Source organism: Bacillus cereus group sp. BfR-BA-01309, assembly GCF_022664315.1.
In the GTDB taxonomy this organism is placed as follows: Bacteria; Bacillota; Bacilli; order Bacillales; family Bacillaceae_G; genus Bacillus_A; species Bacillus_A mobilis.
In genome coordinates this window covers 98,559-122,628 of sequence record NZ_JAKUHE010000012.1, presented here as the reverse complement: position 1 = coordinate 122,628, position 24,070 = coordinate 98,559, and the positions used below count along the sequence as shown (strand labels likewise).

The window sequence follows — 24,070 nt, the reverse complement described above, 5'->3', positions numbered from 1 at the left end:
ATCAAACTCTCCAATAAAGTTAGTTTGTCTAGCATCTAAAAATAAAAATTGACGTTTCACGTTGTTTGTTTCGTTCAGTTTTCAAAGAACTACTCGGTCGCTCATTTGCGACTTCCTTATGTTAACATCTTCGTTTTTCGATGTCAACTAAGTTTTTCAATTTCTTTTTTGTCGTTTTCTGCGTTTCCGCATCAGCGACGGTTATTAATATATCATGCAGTACATACAGGGTCAATACTTTTTATAAAAAAATTTCACATCCCGTTAAAATCTTAAAACCATTATAGCCTCCCTTCATTCTTCATCATACTCCATATCTCCTATCTTATCGGTTTATCATATTTATGAACGAGTGAAAATTCTAAATTTTATGTTATATTATTATTATAGGGGAGTGGTGAGAATGAGCATTAAGTATTCAAACAAAATCAATAAAATCCGGACCTTTGCATTAAGTTTAGTATTTATCGGCCTCTTCATTGCATACTTAGGAGTCTTTTTCCGTGAAAACATTATTATTATGACAACATTTATGATGGTTGGCTTCTTAGCTGTTATCGCTAGTACTGTCGTTTACTTTTGGATTGGCATGTTATCTACTAAAACTGTACAAATTATTTGTCCAAGCTGCGATAAGCCAACAAAAATGCTCGGTCGTGTCGACGCATGTATGCATTGCAACCAACCTTTAACAATGGATCGAAATCTCGAAGGAAAAGAATTTGATGAGAAATATAATAAGAAGAGCTATAAATCATAGGTATATATGGGTACAATGTAGCCTTACAAAACTAAACAGTAAAGGTGATTCCTTAACAAAGAAATCACCTTTTGTATTTATCCCTAATTAAATTAGGTTCTTCACCGAACATTTTAAACCCTCCTGAACCTAACGCAATTCCCATATATAATAAAGAAAGAGGCTGACGTAAAGCCGTCAGCCTCTTTCTTTATTATATATTACGCCTTATGACACTCTGGACAAACGCCATAAATTTCTAAGCGATGACTATTAATAACGAAGCCTGTCGTTTTCGCAGCTTCCTCTTCAAGCTGTTCCAAACCTCCATAAGGAAAATCAACAATCTTACCACATTTTTCGCAAATCACATGATAATGTTGACTTGTAACATAATCAAATCTACTTGAAGCATCTCCATAAGTTAATTCCTTTACAAGTCCAACCTCTTTAAATACACGTAAGTTATTATAAACAGTTGCAACACTCATATTTGGAAACTTACCTTCTAATGCTTTATAAATGTCATCCGCTGTTGGGTGCGTCATAGATTCCACAAGGTACTCTAAAATAGCATGACGCTGTGGAGTAATGCGTACACCCGTATTTTTCAGCATTTCTAGCGCTTCTTTTAATTCTTCTTTGACCACCGTCATGCACCCCGATTCTATACGGATTATTATTTTATAATTCTTATAAAGAGTGTACTCCTTTTCTTATAAATCGTCAATATTTCTACTATAAGTATGTGGTTTATTTTTGTATATAGCCCTATTCTTATATATCTTTCCCCATTTTCTATACATTTACATAGAAAAAAAGTGCGACATAATCGCACTTGGAATACTATCATCTGAGGAGGTATGCCCTACACTTCACTTTATGTAAGACGATAAAATATGTATAGACACTTGCCTTACTTCTATATATTTTATCTCCGCAGTGAATTTACTTTATATAAGAAAGAACATCCTCAATATGTCCTTTCACTTTCACTTTACGCCATTCTTTTACAAGCTCACCGTCTTTATTAATAAGGAATGTAGAACGCTCGATTCCCATGTACTCTTTCCCAAAGTTCTTTTTCAATTTCCAAACATCGTACAATTCTGCTACCTTATGATCTTCATCTACTAAAAGCACAAATGGAAGTTCATGCTTCTCAATGAATTTCAGATGTCTGTTCACTGAATCAGGGCTTACACCAAGAATAACTGTATCTTTTTCTTGGAATAATCCATATGCATCTCGAAAATCACACGCTTCAGTTGTACACCCTGGAGTCATATCTTTCGGATAAAAATATAGAACTACATTTTTACCACGAAAATCAGCTAAGCGAACTTGTTCCCCGTTACTTCCCTCTAATGTAAATTCTGGAGCCATTTCTCCTACTGTGATCATTGTTATCACTCCTACTCTTTTCTTTTACTATATCAAATGCTATCTTATTTTTCATTGTCTATTACAGACCTCATGACAAAAGCAAACGGTAATGTATATCCAATTAGCGCTTCTGCAATCGCAATCCATCTCCCTATTCCAATCGGAGCTATATCACCGTACCCAACGGACAATAAAGTAACTGCGCTAAAATATAAGCAAATTGCTACAAGTTGAAAAGATTGGGCATGCACGCTTTCTCCATCTTCTTTCAAAACTGCAAAGCCCATTTCTTCTAATACAACATAACTTAACCCAAACGCAATCAATACCGTTGTATAAATTAAAAATAAGGAGGCTAAATTATAAAGCGAAAAGAAACGCCTAGAATCTGAATATGAACTCCATAACGATTGGACACTTCTCAAAATAGCAATTGCTACAATTAATAGAATAAATCCCCATAACATGTCCTCCACCTCATTTTATATGTATGAGACAGCTATTGGATTTATCCCTTAGAAACAAACAAGCTTCTATAATTAATTCCCAGCACCACGGTACCTTTTTACCCCTTGATTCCAAAGAGTAATTGCAATCGTAAAACAGATAACACCAACGAATGGTGTTGCAAACGCATAGCTATCCCACTCTGTTTTTCTTAAAAAGTATGCTGCTGGATACACTCCGACAAACGCAAATGGTAAAACAAACGTTAAAATGAAACGAATCACACGGTTATAAATGTTAACCGGATAGCGACCATAGTTACCTATGTTATACATTAGCGGCATAATTGAACTTTTCGCATCCGACCAAAAGCCAAGGCTTGCAAGCGTAACAAATATCCCTCCGTATACAAGGGCGCCCCCTCCTACCATCAGTAAGAATAAGAAGAAATCGTACCAGTAAAAAGATAATTGCAACTCCACCGCTGCGTAGCCCATTACAATTATTCCTGTAATCGCTCCAATTAAAGATTCAAGCTCCATTCTTTCTAATATAATTTGAAACAAACTATGAATCGGTCTTGTTAATATACGATCCATTTCTCCTTTAATAATGTAACGATCATTAAAGTCCCATATGTTAAAGAAAGCTGAAAAAATGGCAAACGGCACTAAAAAGAAACCATAAATAAAGATAACTTCTTCTCTACTCCAGCCTTTTAATGCTTGCGTATGCCCAAACACAACGAGAATAAAGATTAAATTAACAGCCTGCAGTGATAAATCAGAAAGTAATCCAACGATAAAATCGCCCCGATACTCCAATTTTGTTTTTATATATTGGCTTGCATATTGTAAAAATAGGTTTATATATATCATCTCATCATCCCCCTTGTACAATTAGACGTTTTCTCGCCGTTCTCCACATGAGTACAATTGGAATAATAAGTACAATTGCCCAAATTACTTGGAATAATAATGCCTCATACAATTTACTTCCTTGTATACCTTCTGAAAAAATCATACTAGGAATATAACTAATGGCCTGAAACGGTAAAAATACCATTGCCTTCTGAGCCCATAACGGATAAAAACTAATTGGTAATAATAGACCTGAAAATAAATCAATAACAACACGTTTCGCATACATAATTCCACTATTATTAAATAGGAAGAACGTGAGCATTCCCGTCATTAAATTAATTTGTGTATTAATAATAAAACTAAATATTAAAGATAAGAAGAAATATAACCACGTTTGAAAATTCGATGTAATTTGCAATGAAAATAATAAGGTAACGATAACCATACCTGGAATGGAAAAGAAGGCAAAACGAAATATCCCTTCACCGAGACCTTGCATTACTTTCATCCCTAAATAGTTATATGGACGAATCAGTTCTACCGCTACACGCCCTTCTTGAATTTCCATCGCAATTTCCCTGTCTATATTATTAAAATAAAAGGCACGTGCCATCCACGCAATTGCGATATACGTAGTCATTTGCGAAATAGATAAACTTTCAATATTCTCTTTTCCGCTATAAATTGCTTGCCATAAAAAATAATACGCACCGATATTAATTGTATAAATTAAAATCCCGCTATAATAGTTTGTACGATACGCAAGCATCATTAAAAAGCGAATCCGAATCATTTCAATATACTTACCCATGTTTCATACCTTCTTCATAAATGTTACGAATGATTTCCTCTGTAGACACTTCGTTAATTTTTAAATCTTTAATTTGAAATGCTTGTACTACTTTAGAAATAAGCATTGAAATGATAACTTCTTCATTTGGTATTTTTGCAACCCATGCGTTTTCCTCTTTCGCTTTCGACCAAACGACATGACTATCTGGCATAACCATTGATAAATCCTGATAGGAAACTGGTGCAATAAATTGAAAATGTATTTCCTTCTCTGCTCCCCACTGCGTACGAAGATTATTTAAAGAACCGTCATACATAATATTTCCTTCATCCAGCATGATAACGCGCTCACACAAAGCTTCAATATCAGTAATATCATGGGTTGTTAATAAAATTGTTGTTTTATAACGCTCATTCATTTCTTTTAAAAATTCACGTATTTTCAATTTCACAAGAACATCTAACCCAATTGTAGGTTCATCTAAAAATAATAACGGCGGATTATGAATTAATGCTGCCGCTAATTCACAACGCATTCTTTGACCTAGAGATAACTTTCGAACTGGCTTATCTAATAAAGGACCAATATCTAACGTTTCAATTACGTGCTCCATATGCTCTTTATACTGAGCGTCTGATACACCGTACACCTTTTTTAATAAACGAAACGATTCTTGTACAGCAATATCCCACCAAAGTTGCGAGCGTTGACCGAAAACAACACCAATTGTTCTTACAAATTCTTCTCTCTGCTTATGTGGGTTCATCCCATTTACTAAAATCTCTCCTGATGTCGGAGTCAAAATCCCCGTAAGCATTTTAATTGTCGTTGATTTACCGGCACCATTCTCACCAATATACCCAACCATTTCACCTTGTTTCACAGTAAAAGATACGTCATTTACTGCTGGTACTATTTTATAATTACGATTTAATAAATCGCGAAATGCACCCTTTAAACCCGGACGACTTGAATAGGCTGTAAACTCTTTACGTAATCCTTGTACCTCAATTACCGATTTCATAACCGGACCCCCTTCCTAAATGTCACAACGAATAGTTTACCCAACTGCCTTCTCTATCACAAACAATACGTCTTTTCGAAAAACATGTTAGAATAATACATAGATTTTTGTAAGGAGATGAATTGTAGTGAAATTCACAAAATCAGAAGCATTACATAAAGAAGCTTTAGAACATATCGTTGGCGGCGTTAATAGTCCTTCTCGTTCTTTTAAAGCAGTTGGCGGTGGCGCTCCTGTTGCTATGGAACGTGGAAAAGGTGCTTATTTCTGGGATGTAGACGGAAATAAATATATCGATTATTTAGCAGCATACGGTCCTATTATTACTGGACATGCTCACCCGCACATTACAAAAGCAATTACAACAGCTGCTGAAAATGGTGTACTTTACGGAACACCAACAGCACTAGAAGTAAAATTTGCAAAAATGTTAAAAGAAGCAATGCCTGCATTAGATAAAGTCCGCTTCGTAAACTCTGGTACTGAATCAGTAATGACAACAATTCGTGTCGCTCGTGCTTACACAGGCCGCACAAAAATTATGAAATTCGCTGGTTGTTACCACGGTCATTCTGATTTAGTACTTGTAGCAGCTGGATCAGGCCCTTCTACGCTAGGAACTCCTGACTCAGCCGGTGTACCACAAAGTATCGCTCAAGAAGTTATTACCGTTCCATTTAATAATGTAGAAACTTTAAAAGATGCATTAGATAAATGGGGACACGAAGTAGCAGCTATCCTTGTAGAACCGATTGTTGGAAACTTCGGGATTGTAGAGCCAAAGCCTGGCTTCCTTGAGAAAGTGAATGAACTTGTTCACGAAGCTGGCGCACTAGTAATTTATGATGAAGTTATTACTGCTTTCCGCTTCATGTACGGTGGTGCTCAAGACTTACTTGGCGTAACACCAGACTTAACAGCGCTTGGTAAAGTTATTGGCGGCGGACTTCCGATCGGTGCTTACGGTGGTAAGAAAGAAATTATGGAACAAGTTGCCCCGCTTGGACCTGCATATCAAGCTGGTACAATGGCAGGAAATCCTGCTTCTATGGCATCTGGTATTGCTTGTCTAGAAGTTCTTCAACAAGAAGGGCTTTATGAGAAATTAGATGAACTTGGTGCAATGCTTGAAAAGGGAATTTTAGAGCAAGCTACAAAACATAATATCGATATTACATTAAACCGACTAAAAGGTGCTTTAACTGTATACTTCACAACAAATACAATTGAAGATTACGATGCAGCACAAGATACAGACGGTGAAATGTTCGGTAAATTCTTCAAGCTTATGCTGCAAGAAGGAGTTAACTTAGCACCTTCGAAATATGAGGCATGGTTCTTAACGACAGAACATACAAAAGAAGATATTGAATATACAATCGAAGCTGTAGGCAGAGCATTTGCTGCTTTAGCAGAGGATAAATAATCCCGTCATTACAAGGAAAAAAGAAAGCACATCTTTCTTTTTTCCTTTTTTCTATTTCATAAATCCCTCATTAATAGTATAATTATTCATAATTATCTGTTTAATTTTTCTTTTATATCCTTACTATCCTTGTATACAAGGCTGCTCATGCCTTAAATAGTAAGATTATTCAAACTTCAATAAGAGGGGGGATTGACGGATGCTCAATAAAACAAATACATGGACACCGTCTTTATTTCGAGGTTATAAAAATGCAGAACACGATGCGTGTGGAATCGTTTCCGTTATGGAGAAACGAAAAATTCCTACAAAAGAAAACATTGACCTTTGTATACAATCACTAGTCAAAATGAATCATCGGGCTGGCTTCATTAATGGTGAAGGAGATGGAATCGGCATTCACATTGATGTCCCAAAAGCACTTTGGAATGAAAAACTAAAAAGTAGCGGATATAATCCAACGATCGTGGATCATCCCCACTTTATCGTTGGACATTTTTTTCTAAACAAAAATGCAAATATAGTTAATTTAAAGAATCATATTCGTACGCAATTAAATAACGAAAATTTCACTATGATTTTCGAAAGTGACGACGTAACAAATTCCGATGCACTCGGTCCACTTGGTAAACAGGAAGAACCTTTATTTTGGCAAGTTGCTCTTATCGCGGAAAATGAAGTTAAACATATTGAGCAAACATTATTTTCAGTAACGATCAAAATAGAGGAAAACGAAGCGATTCATGTTGCTTCTTTAAGTCGTGACCATGTTGTATATAAAGTTCTAGGTGCTGGGGATACACTTGTTGCCTATTACAATGATTTACAACACCCACTTATCGCTTCAACTATGACACTTGGACATAATCGCTATTCTACTAATACATTATCTAATTTTTTTCGTGTACAACCATTTAGCGTTCTCGGACATAATGGTGAAATTAACACAATTGCAAAATTACGCGATCAAGCTGAAATGATCCATGTTCCACTTACTGCTGGGGGCAGTGACTCCCAAGATTTAAACCGCACCTTAGAAACTCTACTTGTTCAATACGACTACAGTTTATTTGAAGCAATGGACATACTATTCCCACCAATTATTAATGAAATTAAACTTTATGAACCACATTTACAAGATTTATATACGTATATACGTGAAGCTTGGGGCCATTTTGCGCAAGGTCCAGCTGGCATTATTTCACGTTATAAAGATGAAGCTGTTTTCAGCGTTGATTCCCTTGGACTACGACCAGTATGGAAAGTTGAAACAGAAAGCTCTTATATTTTCTCTTCTGAACCTGGAGTTGTATCACCAACTGAATATGTAGCAGAACCGAAACCACTCGCTCCTGGAGAAAAAGTCGGCCTAAAGTGGAATGAACAAGATGAGCTTGTACTCTACGAATACGATGACTACCAAACTCAAGTATATCACCGTTTTAAAAAACGAGTGGATACTAAAGGTTATCATTTAAACTTATCTATCCCTGAAACGAAAGAAACCTCAGGGCTATGTGATTCTATGCAAGTTGAGACGAAGCAATATGTTGCTTTTGGATGGGATCGAGAGCATATTCAGCTTCTTGAACAGATGGCAACAAAAGGCGTTGAGCCAATTCGCTCACTTGGGCATGACTCACCACTTGCCGCACTCGATACTGATAGAAGAAATATCGCTGACTTCATTAAGGAAAGTGTAGCCGTTGTTACAAATCCAGCAATCGATCGCGATCGAGAGGTCGAACACTTCTCCACACGAACGATACTTGGAGAACGCCCAAGTTTATTAAGCGGTGTTAAACAGCCATTTGTAGTTGAAATGCTTTCCCCCGTTATTTTAGAAGGAAGTGTAGCACAATCTATTACAGAGGAATTACAAACAATTACGTACGAACAACTTATACAGCTATTCAATACTCATAGCTCTATCGCTACAATCTCTGCTACATTCAGTCCGGCAGAAACTTTACAATGCGCCTTAAATCGAATTAGTTCTGAAGCAATAAAGTCCGTGAACGATGGAGCTTCCCTACTATTAATAGACGATGCCGACGCTCATCTAAATGAACGGTTATGGATTGATCCGCATTTAATTACCGCTAAAGTACATCAAGTATTAAGCGAAAATAAATTACGCCGAAACTGCTCTCTCGTTATACGTTCTGGTGCCCTTCGCTCCTTACATGATATCGTCACACTGTATGGATTAGGAGCAGATAGTATTAATCCATATTTATTATTTGCAACCGTAAATGATGGGACAAAAACACCCATTACGAATTTATATCACGCTCTTAATAAAGGGCTGGAAAAAGTCATTTCAACAATTGGAATTCATGAATTACGCGGTTACGGTCGCCTCTATTCTTCTATCGGATTACATGAGGAAATCGCAAATATATTACAAATCACGAATTTCTTCGGTTCAAATAATTTAGCCTTTTCGCTTGCTTCACTTGCTGAAGATGCACAAATGCGCGCAGATGATTACAACGATCCTAAAGTTAGAATGCGAAAATCTTTTCATATATTCCCGCGAATTTGGAAAGCAATCGGCGATGTCGCAAAAGGAAACTCTTATGATGATTACCGTGACAAGTTAAGTGAATTAGAAGAAAATAACCCAATTGCAATTAGACACCTTGTTCAAATGAAAGAAACAAAACATATCGTTCCGGCTGAAGAAGTGTCGATCCGCATTCAAAATCATGATTTACCATTTATTATTAGTTCCATGTCATTCGGTTCTCAAAATGAAGTTGCCTTTCGTTCGTATGCAGAAGCAGCTGACCAACTAAATATGATCAGTTTGAACGGTGAAGGCGGCGAAATTAAAGACATGATCGGAAAGTATCCACATACACGTGGACAACAAGTTGCATCTGGGCGATTTGGTGTAAACGCCGAACTACTAAATTCATCAAACTTAATTGAAATAAAAATTGGTCAAGGTGCAAAGCCTGGTGAAGGTGGACATTTACCAGGCTCAAAAGTAACAGCCAAAATCGCTGAAGCACGTAACGCTACAATTGGCTCAGATTTAATTTCACCTTCTAACAACCATGATATTTATTCCATTGAAGATTTAGCTCAAATGATTACAGAAATTAAAACCGCCAATCAACTTGCGAAAGTAGCTGTAAAAGTTCCTGTTGTCCCTAACATTGGAACAATTGCTGTCGGTATCGCAAAAGCTGGCGCTGATTTTATTAACATTAGCGGATTTGATGGCGGTACAGGAGCTGCACGTATTCACGCATTGCAACATGTAGGCCTTCCTGTAGAAATCGGTGTGAAAGCCGCTCACAATGCTTTATTAGAAGCAAATATGAGACACAAGGTAGAAATTTGGGCAGACGGTGGTATTCGAAGTGTGAATGACGCCTTGAAAATCATGCTTCTTGGGGCAAACCGTATTGGATTTGGTACATTATCCATGATTGCAATCGGCTGTACAACTTGCCGCGGATGTCATCTAGATACTTGTCACGTTGGAATTGCAACACAAATTGAGTCTGAAGCTCAGGCGAAAGAACACGGATTACGCCGCTTCGTCCCACGCGAATTAGAAAGCGCCGTTGCTGGATTATTACATTTATTCACCACTTTTGGTGTAGAACTAAAACGATTAACAGGAAATCTTGGTTATACAAATTTACAAGAAATTGTCGGGCGTTCCGATTTATTAGAACAAGTTCGAGGCGAAAATTCATTAGACTTATGTAATTTACTACAAACGATAGAACATCCATCTGTTACACAAACAGAATACGTACCGGAAAAACAATTTGAAACAGTTCATTCCCCTCATTCGAAAGAATTAGTAGGCGTTGGCGTAGAGCAACGTGTTATGGGTGGTCTAGAATCTTGCTATCGCGTTCGTAGTAAATTATATGAAGACACGAAGCTTGAACCACTTACATTAAAGTATACGAATGGTTCTATTCCCGGAAATGGATTAGGTGCTTACAATAGCGAGAACTTATTTATACACGTAAATGGCGGTGCACAAGATGGCATTGGTAAAACCTCCTTTGGTGGTGGTATTTATATAACGAAAGCAAAAGGAAAAGACGGCATATATTATAACGGTTCTGTCGGAAAAGGTTTTGGATACGGTGCACAAAAAGGAGCGCTATACGTTCAAGGCAATGCTGATGCTCGCGCTGGTATCCGCCTCTCTGGAGCAGACATGATAATTGGAGGGCGTATGACAAAGCCACTCCGTGAAAGAGAGCAAGGGAATATAGGGGCATACTCTAATATTAAAGGTTTCGCTTTTGAATATATGACAAATGGGCGAGCGCTTGTTTTAGGGGATCCTGGTCCATGGATCTGTGCTGGTATGACTGGCGGTGTTGTATATTTACGTCATGATTCAAGCTTAGGTTTAACTGCACAGGCTTTAAAAAGAAGAATCGCAAAAGGAGCAAATGTTACATTACAACCAATTAGTAAAAATGGTGTGCAAGATGTAACTGAGTTATTGCTAGATTATATTCGTGTATTAAATGAGCATGAGCAATACGAGGAAGTTGCTTTATTAACACCGTTACTCGATGATATGCAGCAACAGTTTTTTGAAATTATCCCGAAAAAAGAGCAGGCTGATCCATCTATCTCAACAGAGTGATATACCTAACTTTCATTTTCAAGAATAAATTGACGAAGTACACTTCTCATAGTAATCTATAGTAACAATTTGAAACCTGCTGAAATTCAGCAGGTTTTTTTACTAAAAATTGATGTTTAAAAAGAATTAGGAAAAAGTATAAATGAATCTTAATTTCTTATTAACGTCACTAAAATATCACTTGCTAACATATTGTAATGAATGTATAGTATCATGTTGTACATTCATTATGACAAGAGAAAGGATCTTATTAAGGGTATGAAACTTGGTGCTCGCATTTTAAAAACGGGTATTGCCATCACATTAGCTTTATTTGCTTGTATTTTACTTCAATTACCGAGTCCGGTATTTGCGGGAATCTCAGCTATATTCGCTGTTCAACCGTCTGTATACCGCTCGTATTTAACTGCTCTTGAGCAAATTCAAGCAAACGTCATTGGCGCGGTATTCGCTATCGTATTTGCTACTGCTTTTGGACATAATCCTTTTATTATTGGATTAACATGTATATTAGTAATTGCGCTTACGTTACAATTACGATTAGAAAACACAATATCAATTGCTTTAGTAACAGTTATCGCCATTATGGAGTATCAAGGCGAAGATTTCTTCAGTTTTGCCTTACTTCGCTTTGCGACAATTATGATTGGAATTATTGCGGCTTCACTTGTAAATTTAGTGTTTATGCCGCCAAAATACGAAACAAAATTGTATCATCGTATCGTTGATAATACAGAAGAAATTGTAAAGTGGATTCGAATGAATAGCAGGCAAGCTTCTGATTTTACAACGCTAAAAACTGATATTGATCGTATGAAAGAAAAAATGATCAAACTAAACCATTACTATTTGCTGTATAAAGAAGAAAGAAGCTACACGAAAAAAGTACAGTTCGCAAAAATTCGTAAGCTCGTTTTATTCAGACAAATGTTAGCGACGACAAGCCGTGCTTTAAGTACGCTAAAATCATTACATCGTACTGAAAATGAACTGCGCTATATGCCAGAAGAATTTCAGGAATCTATCCAAAACGAACTTGATTCATTAACGCATTATCATGAACAAGTGCTATTAAAATTTATTGGCAAAGCAAAAAAACAACAATCCGTTGAAATGCTTGATGAAGTTGAAACAGGTAAACAAGAATTAATTGATATCTTTATGGATTATCAAAACAAAGACGATGAGGAAGCGTATAAAACATGGCTACACCTCTTCCCTCTAATTTCTGCCATTATTAACTATAGTGAAGAAGTAGAGCATTTAGATTTACTTGTGGATAGCTTCTACACATACCATAAACCAGAAGCAGAACTCCAAATCGAAGATAAAAAAGAAGACGAATAAAGAAAACAGCTCCTTTTACGCTAAAGGAGCTGTTTCTGTTATATGTTGAAGTTGATATAAATTGTAATAAAACCCTCTTTTTTTCATTAACTCTTCATGAGAACCTGTTTCTTTAATTTCACCATCTTCAATATAAATAATCGTATCCACATGCGTAATCGTCGCCAATCGATGTGCGATTATGATCGTCGTTCGATCAGCAGCTAACGTCTGAAGCGCCTCTTGAATATACCGTTCATTTTCTAAATCTAAAGCGGATGTCGCTTCATCTAATATAAGTAACGATGGATTCTTTAGAAACACTCGTGCAATCGCTACACGTTGCCTTTGTCCACCAGATAACTTCACACCGCGTTCCCCAACGACAGTATCATAACCATCAGGTAACTCTATAATAAAATCATGAATTTGCGCAGCTTTGGCAGCTGCAATCACTTCTTCCTCTGTAGCTTTCGGATTTCCATATAAAATATTTGCCCCAATTGTATCACTAAATAACAAATTATCTTGCAGTACAATTCCAATATGACTACGTAAATTTCTCATATCATACTTTCTAACATCTATCCCATCTACATAAACTGCACCTGAAGAAACATCATAGAAACGCGGGATTAAACTAGCAAGGGATGACTTCCCTCCCCCACTTGCTCCTACAAGTGCTACCTTCTCTCCTGGCAACATAGTTAACGAAAGGTTATGCAATATCTCTTTTTCATCTGAATTGTAACGAAAAGATACATTATCAAATATCACTTCACCATTTAATTTTTTCGTTTGTACCGCACTTGGCACATTCACAATATCGTATTTCTCATCTAACAATTCAAACACTCGATCCATCGATGCGAAAGACTGCGTTAATGTCGTAGAAGAATTAACAAGACGACGAAGCGGACTATACAAACTATCCATATATCCAACAAAGGCAACCATAGTCCCTAATGTTAACTGCCCCTGTATCACTTCGTACGCTGCAAAACCGATCACAAGTAACGGGCCTAAATCTGTTAACGTATTCACTGCCGAAAATGTTCTCGCCGTCCAACTCGTATGTGTTAATGCTTTCGTCAAAAACTCATTATTTCTTTTTTCAAACTGCTTACCCTCATACTCTTCTAATGCAAAGCTACGTGTCACTTGCATCCCTTGAATACGTTCATGTAAATACCCTTGCATCGTCGCTAAAGCTTGTGAACGCTCTTTCGTCAATTTTCGAAGACGCCCGAAAAAATATTTCACTGCCACTACATAAATAGGTAAAATTAATAGTGCAACAAATGTTAATTTTACATTCATAGAAAACATAACAATAATAGCAATAGCAATTGTTGCCGTATCTAACCAAACATTCATCAAACCAGTAATTACAAAATCCTTCGTTTGTTCTACATCATGAATGACACGTGAAATAATCTCTCCTGTTTTTGTATTCGAATAATAGCGTAAACTCAACTTTTGCAAATGACCAAAAATATGCTTTCGCAAATCATATAGTATTGTGTTCGCGATACGCTGCGCGAAATATTGACGATAATATTCAATTGGCGGTCTCACTACTGCAAAAATAAAAAAAGCAATCCCAACAGCTGTTACTAATTGAGATGTTTTATCTTGAAGTGACCCTCCGCCTTGAATTACATCATCGATAATATATTTTAATAACCACGGCATAATAAGCGGGATGCCGAATTTAACTAGACCAATCATAATCGTAATAGCAATAAGCCATCGATATGGTTTAACAAATTGCAAATATCTTTTTATACCCTGCACATAATCCCCCCTCTAATAGGACAAACCTGCCGGGAAATCCCCTGCAGGTTCGTTTTAATTTCTGTACATTAAATATCTTTCATACCACATATCTACGAAATCTGGCGCGAATGGCCCTTTTCTCTGATGAATCCATTGCGTTAATTGCGCTACATTTCGTTTTAAAATAGTATCAATAACAGGTGGGTACTGCATAATTTGACTATGCTTTTCATACTCATCTTCATCTAAAAGCGTATATGTCATATCTGGATACACTTTAATATCTAAATCATAATCAATGTACTTCAATGCTTCAGAATCATATGCAAAAGGTGAGCCTAAATTACAATAATAATATACTCCCTCTTCCCTTAGCATCCCAATCACATTAAACCAATAGTTTGCATGAAAATAACAAATTGCTGGTTCACGAGTAATCCATGTTCGGCCATCTGATTCTGTCACTACTGTACGATCATTTGCTCCGATCACAAGACTCTGTGTCCCTTTTAAAATTGTTGTCTCTTCCCACATTCTATGAATGGAGCCATTATGTTTATAACTATGTATTTGTACTCTTTCTCCTTCTTTGGGAAATCCCATATATACTCCCTTCTTTCAACTGCAAATGCCCTTTGAACTGCATCCACTTTTTTTCTATTATAACTTTTTTGTCGAAATTTTAAAACTAAAGCGACAAGACTCTATTTTTTCACACTGCATACCATATCTCTAACCTTCTTAAAGGCCAGACCCTTCGCTACATTATTTAGACACGAGGAATTGAGAATAGAAAAAGCCCTTCCTTATTTCTATCTAAAGAAGGACCTTTCACCGAAAGGTAACAATATGTCTTATCCTAAATTTGAAATCATTTTTTCAGTTTCAAAAGATTGAATCACACTATTTGTTTGCTCTTCAAATTTCTCATGTAACAGTTTTAACGCTAATTCTGTTCTATATATTTCTTGGCGGATAAAATGTAATTCCTTTTTATCGCACGTATCCTTTTCGCTCATTTCAATTTGCTGATACTTCTCTAGATGCGCTTGTAACTTTAACAACTCATCCATCGTTTCCAATTGCTCTCCTACCAACTTATCAAAATCGTTCATTACTTACCCCCTTTTGGACTTATTTATCAGTTATTATTCCTCATTACATATTTCTAATCTTTAACTTCCTTCTCCTTTGACTACATTTGTTGACTTATTAGAAGTTATGTCGTTCACTTTCTTTTCATTACCATGGCCCAAGCACAAAGAAAACACTTCTCTTGAGTTAGAGAAGTGTTTTTCTTTCATTACTGATTTGAACTAGAAGATTGTGATTGTTTTGCAGCTGATTTTGCATTTTGTTTTTGTACAGCATGCACATCTGTTTCAGTTGCAAATTCTGTACCATAACTAGCGTTTGCACTTTGTGCACCAGAAGCTTGCGCTTTCTTTGCTTCTGATTGTGCGTTTGCTTGTTTTACTGCTTGTACATTTGTTTCAGTCGCAAACTCTGTACCATAACTAGCATTTGTACTTTGAATGCTAGCGCCAGAAGTTGCCTTGTTATAACCTTGTTGTTTTTTACTCATCTTTCTCACCTCCACAATCAATAATGTACCCAATTGACTTAAGAGCTATCCGTAATTTTCTTTTGAAAAAATTCTGCATATATCTCTTATCACTCATTCAAACTACAGATGATGGAGGTGGAAATATGTACACTGGACGTGACATGACTGCTCTAACGATGATTTCAAAACATGAATGGAAAGAAGATGAATTAGCTCATTTTCATCATTCATTTCAGCAAATTATGCCTTATCTAAATGTAGAGGGACAAACAATCTATAAAGAAATTGTGAAAGAAATTGAATCACGCGGCGGATTATAAAGTGAAACTTTAATCCGTCCGCAAATAGTGTGATAAAAGCGTAATTTTTTACATCCAAAGTACAAAATTATCTTAATAAAAAAACGTGTTCTAAAATTCTAGAACACGTTTTTTATCATTTACCCCGCTATTCACCGGGCAGTAAGACCCTCACTGATTAAAGTTTCACTTTATTGCATCGTAATTTTCTCAACGCAATTCTCATAAATCGTACGATGCGATTTCGAGAAAGGTAACTGCTCAAATGCTTCTTTCGATACAAATTTCAATGTATCTGTTTCAACAATATCACCGGTTACTTTTCCGTAAAATACAAATATGTCCCAAGTACGATGTGTAAACGTATGTTGCACATTCATTGCGTATTCTTCAATAGAAATCGAGAGCTCAAATTTTTCTTTCATATAATCTGTAAGCTGCTCTTTCTGGTTCCGAATCCCTTCGCCTAGTTCAGCATTTGGAAACTCCCACATGTTAGCTAATAACCCGGTACTTGGACGTTTATTAATGACGTAACGACCATCTTCCGTTTGAAGTACCCCTGCAACAATCGGTACCATTGTCGGAGCTTTCGCTTTACTTTTTACTGGTAACTCCTTTTGAACGCCTTCAGCATATCCTCGGCAATGCTCACGTACAGGACAAAGTAAGCAAGATGGATTTTTTGGAATACAAATTAGTGCACCTAATTCCATCAAACCTTGATTAAAATAAGATGGATTTTCAGCCGAAATAATTTCACGTACAATCTCTTCAAACACTTTTCTAGTTTTCGGTTTTGCAATGTCATCCCATACTGATAAAATACGGGATAATACACGCATAACATTTCCGTCAACTGCCGGCTCTGGTATACCATATGCGATACTTAAAATAGCACCTTTTGTATAAGGTCCGACTCCTTTTAATTTTTCGATCTTCTTTACATCACTCGGTACAATCCCGCCGTATACTTCTTTTACTTCTTTTACGGCCGCATGTAAATTTCGTGCTCTAGAATAATACCCTAAACCTTCCCACGCTTTTAACACTTCTTCATCATCTGCATTTGCCAAAGCTTCTAGAGTAGGAAACTTCCCCATAAAATTCGCGTAATATGGTTTTACAGCTTCTACCCTTGTTTGCTGCAACATAATTTCTGAAACCCAGACGCGGTATGGATCTTTATTTTTACGCCACGGTAAGTCGCGTTGCTCTTTTTCAAACCAACCAATTAAATCATTTTGAAACTGCTCTATGTTAAAATTATTTAATATTTCAAGTGTCAAACTTGATCCCCCTCATTTTTTTGCATATAAGTACTATTATAAAGATTTTAGGAAAAAATTTAAGTAAGATGACATAGGAAATAGAAGGCAAAGGACTTGAGGTATCGAATAAAAAGAGTTACATTAATAAAAAAACGGAGGTGTATTTCTATGGACACAGCCACTCACCTTGTTATGGGCGTTACTCTAGGCAGTTTGGCAACGTTAGATCCAGCCATAGCACAAAGTGATATTGGACCACAAGCAGTTATGCTTGCTACAATTGCCGGTTCCAATATTCCTGACATCGATACAGTTTTAAAATTGCGTAATAACGCTAAATATATAAGAAATCATCGTGGAATTACTCATTCCATTCCTGCAGTGATTCTTTGGTCATTCCTTATAAGTGGCATCTCTTTCGCCTTCTTTTTAGACGCCCCATATTTGCACCTACTACTTTGGTCATTTATTGCCGTCTTTCTTCATGTCTTTGTAGATATTTTTAATGCCTACGGTACACAGGCATTACGACCCTTCACAAAAAAATGGGTAGCGCTCGGTATCATTAATACATTCGATACCGTCATTTTCTTTATTCATCTACTCGCTATTGCATGTATGCTCGTAGGTTCCCATAAAGGGTATACTGCCTTAGCAGCGTATATATTGATGATCGTTTACTATATCGGACGGATTATGATGCATAGAAACATACGTAGCGTCGTATATAAACGTTTCAATAACGTTGAGAAGATAATCATTTCCCCTTCTTACAGATTTTACCATTATCATTTAGCAATCGTTACAACTGATTATTACTACGTTGCTAGATGGCATCGTGGTAACATCATGGTCTATGATAAGTTCGACCGGGTACCATTCCCAGATAACGCTATTATGCGCGCAGCGAAACAAGATGAAAACATCTCAGCATTTCTATCTTTCTCCCCTGTGTATCGCTGGGACGTTTTCGATTATGATCATTATTACGAAGTTCGATTCATTGATTTGCGATATCGCAGTAAAGATTATTATCCATTCGTTGCAATCGTTCAACTCGATCATAATTTAAATATTATTAGTTCCTATACAGGATGGATTTTTAGTGAAGAAAAACTCCGAAAAAAGCTGGAGTTACTTCCACATTAAAAAAAGCGACTTAAGTCGCTTTTTTTAATGTTTCAAATGATCTTCTTGATTGATTAAATGGCTATATTTCGGATTATTTGTACGCATTTCATGAAGACGCGCTCCATGGTTATTAATCCATGTTCTTACCACTTGTTCAGTCATTTCTTCTCCTTGATAACGACCTGATTTCGCATAAGTTGTTTGAAAATCTTCCCACAGTAATTCAACCCACGCACGAGCCTGCGCGTAAGAAAGATTGTCATTTTTGTCTAATAGTTCTTTCGTTAATGCTTCATACATATCATTCATGTTCTAATCTCCTTTTACCTATTTATCCCTTCATTTCTAAAGGATAGTTTCTTCTATTTTGCACATTCTATAATTGATACTTCTTCAAGAGGTATCAACTGATGATGAGGAGGGCGTTCGCAATGGGTAAACAAGCCGAATTTTGGTCTGAGTCAAAAAACAACAGCAAAATCGACGGTCAACCGAAAGCGAAATCACGCTTCGCTTCGAAACGACCTAACGGCACAATTAACACGCACCCACAAGAACGTATGCGTGCTGCAAATCAGCAGGAAGAGTAGTACAAATTAAATTAACTTCCTACACGAGGTGATAAAGATGAGCTACCGTGATCGCTTAGATAGTCGTTCTGAATTATTTAACCATACGTGGACTCGTCCGAAACATGCGAAAGCGCAGGTTAACGGACAGACGCAACAAACCCAGTCTCTCATTATATTGGCGAATGAATGTAAAAAGCGCCAATTTTAGAATCTCCTATCTCCTGTAACGCCTACCAAAGATGAAAACCAGAGAGATATTCGCTCTCTGGTTTTTATTTTTCTTGCAATAAGGAAATCGGTATTCCAATCTCTTCATTATCATTTTGCTTATGTCCCCAAGCAAATACCCCATTGAAATACGTAATTTCAAATAATATACCAGGTTCTTCTACCAATTCATATGTCTCACCAATATGGAATTTATTTATGTCAGTCATATAAGCGCGAGCCATTGCCATCTTTCTCATTAATACATCGAACTCATTTACAATTCCAAGCTGCTCAGCCTTTATCGCTTGCTCTTTCAAAAGGCCAATTTCTTCCCTTAGCTCATGTGGCGTCATTTCACTGTAGCGCTTTGGCATATTCATCTTATTCCCCTCATCCCTCTTCGCGTTTCATCTGCAAAAATATCTCTATCTCATCAATAGAGAATCCTTTGCGATATAACGCTTGTTTCATCTTATTTTCGAATGTCCATCCATCATACTTCTTATATTTCTCATAATATTTATTCCCATGATAGTGTAACGCTTCTTGTTGCTGTTCGTCATCTTTTTCGTCTTTCAATTCTTCCAAACAAATTTGAATCACATCTCTAGAATATCCTTTACGAACGAGCATTTCGTCTAACTTTAGCTTCATTTGTAAAAAGGAATGCTTTTGATAAGACCTTTTCTTCTTTTCTATAAGAATTAAAGCATTCTCAATTTGCTTTTCCTTCGGATATTCTTGTAAACTATGCGTAATAATTAGATCCTGAACACCCTTATTTAACAACTCTCTTTTAATAACAGTGGGACCTTTTCGATTCACATTACTTTGCGTTCTCGTATATAAAACAGCGTACTCTTTATCATTAATATATCGGTCATGTAATAATTTCGAAACGACTTCAGAGATGATGGCCTGTCCCACTTCTTTTTTTCGTAAAAAATCTTCTATTTCTTGTTTCGTTCTCATTTGATAGGATAAATAGGAGACTGCTTGTAAATATGCTTTTTGTACCTCTTCATTGTACAAAATATTTCCTAACGCTATTTCATCAATTTCTAAGCCCTTTTGTAATCCGTGTTTTATTAAGATTACTTCATTCACACTAAACCCGTACTCTTCACCTTGACCTTTACCTTTATCAATATAAATATTAAACCGTTCTTTCGATCGTTTTTGCACTTCTATTTTTGTAATGACAGCCATACTCTCACCTCTCTATTATTTTAACATAGTCAAGGAACGTTTTTGCTTTTCAAGAATATATATAATGAGGAGGAAATAATTGTGAGAATCGCAATTTCTGGTGGTACCGGCTTTATCGGTAAATACCTTTCTACTTTTTTGATTCAAAAAGGATATAATGTTTACATTCTTACTCGAAACAAAACTATTGAAACTTCCCACCCTAACCTTCAATACGTACAATGGACACCAGATTTACAAACATTCCCCCTCTCTTCTATTGATGTAGTTATTAATCTAGCTGGAGAGTCTATTAATAGTAGATGGACAAAGAAACAAAAAGACTCCATTTTAAACAGTAGAATTCAAACAACAAAAGGACTCATTAAACAATTGCAAAAACTAAATACAAAACCAAACACATTTATTAACGCAAGTGCTATTGGCTACTATGGAACGTCTGAAACTGAGTCTTTTACAGAACAGTATGAGATTCCTGGAAATGACTTTTTAGCAAATACAGTATATTCATGGGAACAAGAAGCATCTAAAGCTCTTTCTCTCGGAATTCGAACAATCTACGCTAGACTCGGAGTTGTATTAGGCGCAGACGGAGGAGCTCTTCCCAAAATGCTACTCCCTTATCAATTCTATATCGGAGGTACAATTGGATCTGGAAACCAATGGTTATCATGGATTCATATAGACGATGTCGTTCGCCTTATTGATTTCATCATACACAAAGAAGAAATTGATGGACCTTTTAACATTACAGCTCCCCTACCTATAAGAATGAAGGAATTTGGAGAAACCATTGCAACTATAATGAAAAAACCTCATTGGTTACCTGTCCCTTCATTTATGCTTCACGCTTTATTGGGTGAGATGAGTATACTTGTACTAGAAGGACAACACGTATTACCTAGTAAAGCAATTAAACATGGGTATCAATACACATTTCCGGCAATAGACCATGCATTACAAAATATACTTTCGCATACAATGTAGTACTTCTAAAACACAGTTTTACAGGGGCCCCTTTCAAAACTTTCATGTTCTAGAATCCGGAGCATTATTACACAAATAATCTTTCAGTTACTTTCCCTTAAATTCCATTAATATTGTAAAGTAACAGAAATGAGGTACCTATGAAAATATTGCTCAAACAAGCCATTGTCTATCCTATTACATCCCAAAAATTTCAAGGGGATGTACTCGTTATAGGAGAAAGAATTGCCGAGGTCAAACCTTCCATTCAACCTACCCAAGATATGACAGTTATAGACGCTCGCGCTCTTCATCTTTTACCTGGATTTATTGATGTTCATACTCATCTTGGTCTCTATGATGAAGGTACTGGTTGGGCTGGCAATGATGCAAATGAAACATCTGAAGTTTCAACACCACATATCCGTTCCTTAGACGGAATCCACCCTTTTGATATTGCATTTCAAGATGCTGTACAAAATGGAATCACAACTGTTCACGTTATGCCAGGAAGCCAAAACATTATCGGTGGTACTACTTGTGTAATAAAAACAGCTGGAACTTGTATTGATCATATGATTATTCAAGAACCTGCTGGCTTAAAGATTGCCTTTGGAGAAAATCCTAAAAAGGTCCATAGTAATGGAACAAAAGAATCCATTACACGTATGGGAATTATGGGCTTACTTCGGGAATCATTCTATGAAGCGCAGCACTACGGGCATGAGGCTGATTTTCGAATGCTGCCTATCTTAAAAGCATTACGACGCGAAATACCTGTACGTATCCACGCTCACCGAGCAGATGATATTAGTTCAGCTCTACGCTTTGCAACAGAATTCAACCTCGATTTACGCATTGAACATTGCACAGAAGGACACTTTATTGTTGAAGAGCTTTCAAAACACAATTTGAAGGTTTCAGTTGGCCCCACTCTTACACGCCGTTCTAAAATCGAACTTAAAAACAAAACATGGGATACTTACCATATATTATCGAAAAATGGAGTGGAAGTTTCTATAACAACAGATCACCCTTATACACCAATTCAATATTTAAATGTTTGTGCTGCTGTCGCAGTAAGAGAAGGATTAGACGAAAAAACTGCACTAGAAGGCATCACTATATTTCCAGCACGAAATTTACGTTTAGAGGATAGAATTGGAAGCATTGAGGTTGGAAAAGACGCTGATCTCGTGTTATGGACTCATCATCCTTTCCATTATTTAGCCAAGCCTGTACTAACCATGATTGATGGAAAAATAATTTACAAAAAAAATAAAAAAAACTAGTTTATTTTTTTGACTAGATAAAGTATTATACGATTATAAACTGAATGAAACCATAATCAATTTGTGTCGTGATTATCATTTTCAAATTGATGAATGGGGAAGGCAAATGGTGCGCCACCAGCGTTAGAAACTGGTTCTAGTGGGTTCGATTCCCACCCCGAAATTTTTTAAAGATTGATATAAAAATTTCGAGGGTGGGGTGCTTTTTCGTCATGCTACCCTCGTGTGAGGAGGAGTTAGTATGTTGAAAAAACGCGACTTACACGACAGCCACGTTCTATACGAGTTAATGGTGGATCCAGCTGTCTTCCCTTTTGTGCGTCAAAAGGCTTATTCTTATGAGGAGTATTTATTTTTAACGAAACAAACGATTGAAGCTGAAGAGCGTGGGGAATTAATTTCACGCACAATTTTAGATGAATGGGGTAACCCTATCGGAACAATTACTTTATTTGATGTGCAAGAAAAAGCCGGATTTCTCGGAACCTGGCTTGGCAAACCCTATCATGGAAAAGGCTATAATAAATTGGCGAAAGATTCATTTTTTAGCGAACTTTTCTATGAATTAGATATTGAAACAATCTTTATGCGTATTCGCAAAATAAATATTCGTTCTATTAAAGCTGCCGAAAAACTACAATATGTTAATCTAGCAAACGAAACAAGAAAAGCCGTTTATGATGAAATTAACGCAAATGAAGAAGTATATAACTTATATGAAATTCCAAAAGATCAATATACACTTGCTACAATGCGAGATACAACGTTCCAAGATGCTCATCAATTAAAAGAAGCATAATATAAATTTTCAGAAAAAATAATTAACCATTAACATTTTGCCATATACGTATATCACCCCATGTCTTTGGAAACGATAGATAGTGACTTTAGGACACGAGGTGATTTGTAATGGATAAAAAGAAACGTGACAAAGCAAAAAACACATTATCTAGTACACAAGAGGTTCTCTACCAACGAGAATTTCGCAAAGCAGATCGCGCAGCGGGTTATCGCTCGAAAAGTATTTAAAGTGAGAATGAATAATTAGAAGTTTTCCCCCCTAATTATTCATTCTCATTACATATTTTTTCTACGTGATAGAATAGACAAAAAAGGTTCCTTATAAATGAGGAA

The 24,070-nt window shown here is 36.4% G+C and carries 26 protein-coding genes; 12 read left to right on the top strand and 14 right to left on the bottom strand.

Translation table 11 applies throughout. From position 1 onward, the window contains the following. Positions 1–403: 403 nt before the first annotated feature. Positions 404–760 (top strand): YgzB family protein, encoded by a 357-nt coding sequence (locus MR115_RS21880; RefSeq protein WP_000025063.1) that lies wholly within the window; start codon positions 404–406, stop codon positions 758–760. Between the two features lie 200 nt (positions 761–960). On the opposite strand, the gene perR is transcribed toward MR115_RS21880, so the two are convergent. The 6 genes from perR to MR115_RS21850 all read right to left on the bottom strand — a co-directional run bounded on the left by perR (position 961) and on the right by MR115_RS21850 (position 5,252). Further along, positions 961–1,389: a peroxide-responsive transcriptional repressor PerR gene (perR, locus tag MR115_RS21875; protein WP_000237831.1), complete on the bottom strand. Its 429-nt coding sequence runs from the start codon at positions 1,387–1,389 to the stop codon at positions 961–963. Between the two features lie 298 nt (positions 1,390–1,687). Continuing rightward, positions 1,688–2,143: a thioredoxin-dependent thiol peroxidase gene (bcp, locus tag MR115_RS21870; RefSeq protein ID WP_242242755.1), complete on the bottom strand. Its 456-nt coding sequence runs from the start codon at positions 2,141–2,143 to the stop codon at positions 1,688–1,690. A gap of 44 nt (positions 2,144–2,187) precedes the next feature. Next, on the bottom strand, positions 2,188–2,592 hold the full coding sequence (locus MR115_RS21865) for a potassium channel family protein (RefSeq protein ID WP_242242754.1): 405 nt from the start codon (positions 2,590–2,592) through the stop codon (positions 2,188–2,190). Positions 2,593–2,664: 72 nt separating this feature from the next. Further along, complete coding sequence (locus tag MR115_RS21860) at positions 2,665–3,450, bottom strand: ABC transporter permease (protein WP_242242753.1); 786 nt, start codon at positions 3,448–3,450, stop codon at positions 2,665–2,667. 4 nt (positions 3,451–3,454) lie between these two features. Beyond that, entirely contained in the window at positions 3,455–4,246 is a 792-nt protein-coding gene (locus MR115_RS21855; protein WP_242242752.1) for an ABC transporter permease, read from the bottom strand. Then, positions 4,239–5,252 (bottom strand): ABC transporter ATP-binding protein, encoded by a 1,014-nt coding sequence (locus MR115_RS21850; protein ID WP_242242751.1) that lies wholly within the window; start codon positions 5,250–5,252, stop codon positions 4,239–4,241. Before MR115_RS21850 ends, MR115_RS21855 begins: the two co-directional genes overlap by 8 nt. Positions 5,253–5,379: 127 nt before the next feature. Here MR115_RS21850 and hemL point away from each other — a divergent pair, with 127 nt between their 5' ends. The 3 genes from hemL (at position 5,380) to MR115_RS21835 (ending at position 12,661) form a co-directional block, all read left to right on the top strand. Continuing rightward, complete coding sequence (gene hemL, locus MR115_RS21845; protein ID WP_242242750.1) at positions 5,380–6,678, top strand: glutamate-1-semialdehyde-2,1-aminomutase; 1,299 nt, start codon at positions 5,380–5,382, stop codon at positions 6,676–6,678. A gap of 199 nt (positions 6,679–6,877) precedes the next feature. Further along, a complete protein-coding gene (locus tag MR115_RS21840; protein WP_242242749.1) occupies positions 6,878–11,314 on the top strand; it encodes a glutamate synthase-related protein in 4,437 nt (1,478 codons plus the stop codon). 258 nt (positions 11,315–11,572) lie between these two features. After that, positions 11,573–12,661 carry an aromatic acid exporter family protein gene (locus MR115_RS21835; RefSeq protein ID WP_061676753.1) on the top strand — a complete coding sequence of 363 codons (1,089 nt, stop codon included), beginning with the start codon at positions 11,573–11,575 and terminating at the stop codon, positions 12,659–12,661. A 15-nt stretch (positions 12,662–12,676) separates the two neighbouring features. On the opposite strand, the gene MR115_RS21830 is transcribed toward MR115_RS21835, so the two are convergent. From MR115_RS21830 to MR115_RS21815, 4 genes are all read right to left on the bottom strand, one after another. Continuing rightward, positions 12,677–14,437, bottom strand: a complete 1,761-nt coding sequence (locus MR115_RS21830) for an ABC transporter ATP-binding protein (RefSeq protein ID WP_242242748.1) — start codon at positions 14,435–14,437, stop codon at positions 12,677–12,679. A 54-nt stretch (positions 14,438–14,491) separates the two neighbouring features. Next, entirely contained in the window at positions 14,492–15,022 is a 531-nt protein-coding gene (gene ntdP, locus MR115_RS21825) for a nucleoside tri-diphosphate phosphatase (RefSeq protein ID WP_061676751.1), read from the bottom strand. Between the two features lie 251 nt (positions 15,023–15,273). Next, positions 15,274–15,534 (bottom strand): YgaB family protein, encoded by a 261-nt coding sequence (locus MR115_RS21820; RefSeq protein WP_000997582.1) that lies wholly within the window; start codon positions 15,532–15,534, stop codon positions 15,274–15,276. Between the two features lie 188 nt (positions 15,535–15,722). Continuing rightward, positions 15,723–16,004 (bottom strand): gamma-type small acid-soluble spore protein, encoded by a 282-nt coding sequence (locus MR115_RS21815; protein WP_071724351.1) that lies wholly within the window; start codon positions 16,002–16,004, stop codon positions 15,723–15,725. Positions 16,005–16,129: 125 nt separating this feature from the next. Here MR115_RS21815 and MR115_RS21810 point away from each other — a divergent pair, with 125 nt between their 5' ends. After that, positions 16,130–16,306 carry a hypothetical protein gene (locus tag MR115_RS21810; RefSeq protein WP_242242747.1) on the top strand — a complete coding sequence of 59 codons (177 nt, stop codon included), beginning with the start codon at positions 16,130–16,132 and terminating at the stop codon, positions 16,304–16,306. 170 nt (positions 16,307–16,476) lie between these two features. On the opposite strand, the gene mutY is transcribed toward MR115_RS21810, so the two are convergent. Further along, on the bottom strand, positions 16,477–17,574 hold the full coding sequence (gene mutY, locus MR115_RS21805; protein WP_061676748.1) for an A/G-specific adenine glycosylase: 1,098 nt from the start codon (positions 17,572–17,574) through the stop codon (positions 16,477–16,479). 150 nt (positions 17,575–17,724) lie between these two features. Here mutY and MR115_RS21800 point away from each other — a divergent pair, with 150 nt between their 5' ends. Next, positions 17,725–18,705, top strand: a complete 981-nt coding sequence (locus MR115_RS21800; protein WP_061676747.1) for a metal-dependent hydrolase — start codon at positions 17,725–17,727, stop codon at positions 18,703–18,705. Positions 18,706–18,729: 24 nt separating this feature from the next. On the opposite strand, the gene MR115_RS21795 is transcribed toward MR115_RS21800, so the two are convergent. Continuing rightward, entirely contained in the window at positions 18,730–18,996 is a 267-nt protein-coding gene (locus MR115_RS21795) for a YfhJ family protein (protein ID WP_132134420.1), read from the bottom strand. A gap of 122 nt (positions 18,997–19,118) precedes the next feature. Here MR115_RS21795 and MR115_RS21790 point away from each other — a divergent pair, with 122 nt between their 5' ends. Both MR115_RS21790 and MR115_RS21785 read left to right on the top strand, forming a co-directional pair. Then, a complete protein-coding gene (locus MR115_RS21790) occupies positions 19,119–19,277 on the top strand; it encodes a small, acid-soluble spore protein K (protein ID WP_000517891.1) in 159 nt (52 codons plus the stop codon). 37 nt (positions 19,278–19,314) lie between these two features. Then, the gene (locus MR115_RS21785; RefSeq protein ID WP_000122093.1) at positions 19,315–19,467 is read left to right on the top strand and encodes a YpzG family protein; all 153 of its coding nucleotides are present in this window, start codon (positions 19,315–19,317) and stop codon (positions 19,465–19,467) included. A 64-nt stretch (positions 19,468–19,531) separates the two neighbouring features. On the opposite strand, the gene MR115_RS21780 is transcribed toward MR115_RS21785, so the two are convergent. Both MR115_RS21780 and recX read right to left on the bottom strand, forming a co-directional pair. Further along, on the bottom strand, positions 19,532–19,849 hold the full coding sequence (locus MR115_RS21780) for a YfhH family protein (RefSeq protein ID WP_132134423.1): 318 nt from the start codon (positions 19,847–19,849) through the stop codon (positions 19,532–19,534). 10 nt (positions 19,850–19,859) lie between these two features. Beyond that, a complete protein-coding gene (gene recX, locus MR115_RS21775; protein WP_061676744.1) occupies positions 19,860–20,678 on the bottom strand; it encodes a recombination regulator RecX in 819 nt (272 codons plus the stop codon). An 81-nt stretch (positions 20,679–20,759) separates the two neighbouring features. Between recX and MR115_RS21770 the strand changes: the two genes are divergently transcribed. The 4 genes from MR115_RS21770 to MR115_RS21755 all read left to right on the top strand — a co-directional run bounded on the left by MR115_RS21770 (position 20,760) and on the right by MR115_RS21755 (position 23,965). Continuing rightward, on the top strand, positions 20,760–21,665 hold the full coding sequence (locus MR115_RS21770) for a TIGR01777 family oxidoreductase (protein ID WP_242242746.1): 906 nt from the start codon (positions 20,760–20,762) through the stop codon (positions 21,663–21,665). 140 nt (positions 21,666–21,805) lie between these two features. Then, on the top strand, positions 21,806–22,936 hold the full coding sequence (locus tag MR115_RS21765) for an amidohydrolase (protein WP_000698308.1): 1,131 nt from the start codon (positions 21,806–21,808) through the stop codon (positions 22,934–22,936). Positions 22,937–23,177: 241 nt separating this feature from the next. Continuing rightward, the gene (locus MR115_RS21760; RefSeq protein ID WP_000914737.1) at positions 23,178–23,735 is read left to right on the top strand and encodes a GNAT family N-acetyltransferase; all 558 of its coding nucleotides are present in this window, start codon (positions 23,178–23,180) and stop codon (positions 23,733–23,735) included. Between the two features lie 110 nt (positions 23,736–23,845). Next, on the top strand, positions 23,846–23,965 hold the full coding sequence (locus MR115_RS21755; protein ID WP_000358484.1) for a YfhE family protein: 120 nt from the start codon (positions 23,846–23,848) through the stop codon (positions 23,963–23,965). The last annotated feature ends 105 nt before the right edge of the window (positions 23,966–24,070 follow it).

Bases quoted from the DNA above. Each gene is read 5' to 3' on its own strand.
- MR115_RS21880 (WP_000025063.1), top strand. From the start codon at position 404: ATGAGCATTAAGTATTCAAACAAAATCAATAAAATCCGGACCTTTGCA.
- bcp (WP_242242755.1), bottom strand. From the start codon at position 2,143: ATGATCACAGTAGGAGAAATGGCTCCAGAATTTACATTAGAGGGAAGT.
- MR115_RS21865 (WP_242242754.1), bottom strand. From the start codon at position 2,592: ATGTTATGGGGATTTATTCTATTAATTGTAGCAATTGCTATTTTGAGA.
- MR115_RS21860 (WP_242242753.1), bottom strand. From the start codon at position 3,450: ATGATATATATAAACCTATTTTTACAATATGCAAGCCAATATATAAAA.
- MR115_RS21855 (WP_242242752.1), bottom strand. From the start codon at position 4,246: ATGGGTAAGTATATTGAAATGATTCGGATTCGCTTTTTAATGATGCTT.
- MR115_RS21850 (WP_242242751.1), bottom strand. From the start codon at position 5,252: ATGAAATCGGTAATTGAGGTACAAGGATTACGTAAAGAGTTTACAGCC.
- MR115_RS21840 (WP_242242749.1), top strand. From the start codon at position 6,878: ATGCTCAATAAAACAAATACATGGACACCGTCTTTATTTCGAGGTTAT.
- MR115_RS21835 (WP_061676753.1), top strand. From the start codon at position 11,573: ATGAAACTTGGTGCTCGCATTTTAAAAACGGGTATTGCCATCACATTA.
- ntdP (WP_061676751.1), bottom strand. From the start codon at position 15,022: ATGGGATTTCCCAAAGAAGGAGAAAGAGTACAAATACATAGTTATAAA.
- MR115_RS21820 (WP_000997582.1), bottom strand. From the start codon at position 15,534: ATGAACGATTTTGATAAGTTGGTAGGAGAGCAATTGGAAACGATGGAT.
- MR115_RS21815 (WP_071724351.1), bottom strand. From the start codon at position 16,004: ATGAGTAAAAAACAACAAGGTTATAACAAGGCAACTTCTGGCGCTAGC.
- MR115_RS21810 (WP_242242747.1), top strand. From the start codon at position 16,130: ATGTACACTGGACGTGACATGACTGCTCTAACGATGATTTCAAAACAT.
- MR115_RS21800 (WP_061676747.1), top strand. From the start codon at position 17,725: ATGGACACAGCCACTCACCTTGTTATGGGCGTTACTCTAGGCAGTTTG.
- MR115_RS21795 (WP_132134420.1), bottom strand. From the start codon at position 18,996: ATGAATGATATGTATGAAGCATTAACGAAAGAACTATTAGACAAAAAT.
- MR115_RS21790 (WP_000517891.1), top strand. From the start codon at position 19,119: ATGGGTAAACAAGCCGAATTTTGGTCTGAGTCAAAAAACAACAGCAAA.
- MR115_RS21785 (WP_000122093.1), top strand. From the start codon at position 19,315: ATGAGCTACCGTGATCGCTTAGATAGTCGTTCTGAATTATTTAACCAT.
- MR115_RS21780 (WP_132134423.1), bottom strand. From the start codon at position 19,849: ATGAATATGCCAAAGCGCTACAGTGAAATGACGCCACATGAGCTAAGG.
- recX (WP_061676744.1), bottom strand. From the start codon at position 20,678: ATGGCTGTCATTACAAAAATAGAAGTGCAAAAACGATCGAAAGAACGG.
- MR115_RS21765 (WP_000698308.1), top strand. From the start codon at position 21,806: ATGAAAATATTGCTCAAACAAGCCATTGTCTATCCTATTACATCCCAA.
- MR115_RS21760 (WP_000914737.1), top strand. From the start codon at position 23,178: ATGTTGAAAAAACGCGACTTACACGACAGCCACGTTCTATACGAGTTA.
- MR115_RS21755 (WP_000358484.1), top strand. From the start codon at position 23,846: ATGGATAAAAAGAAACGTGACAAAGCAAAAAACACATTATCTAGTACA.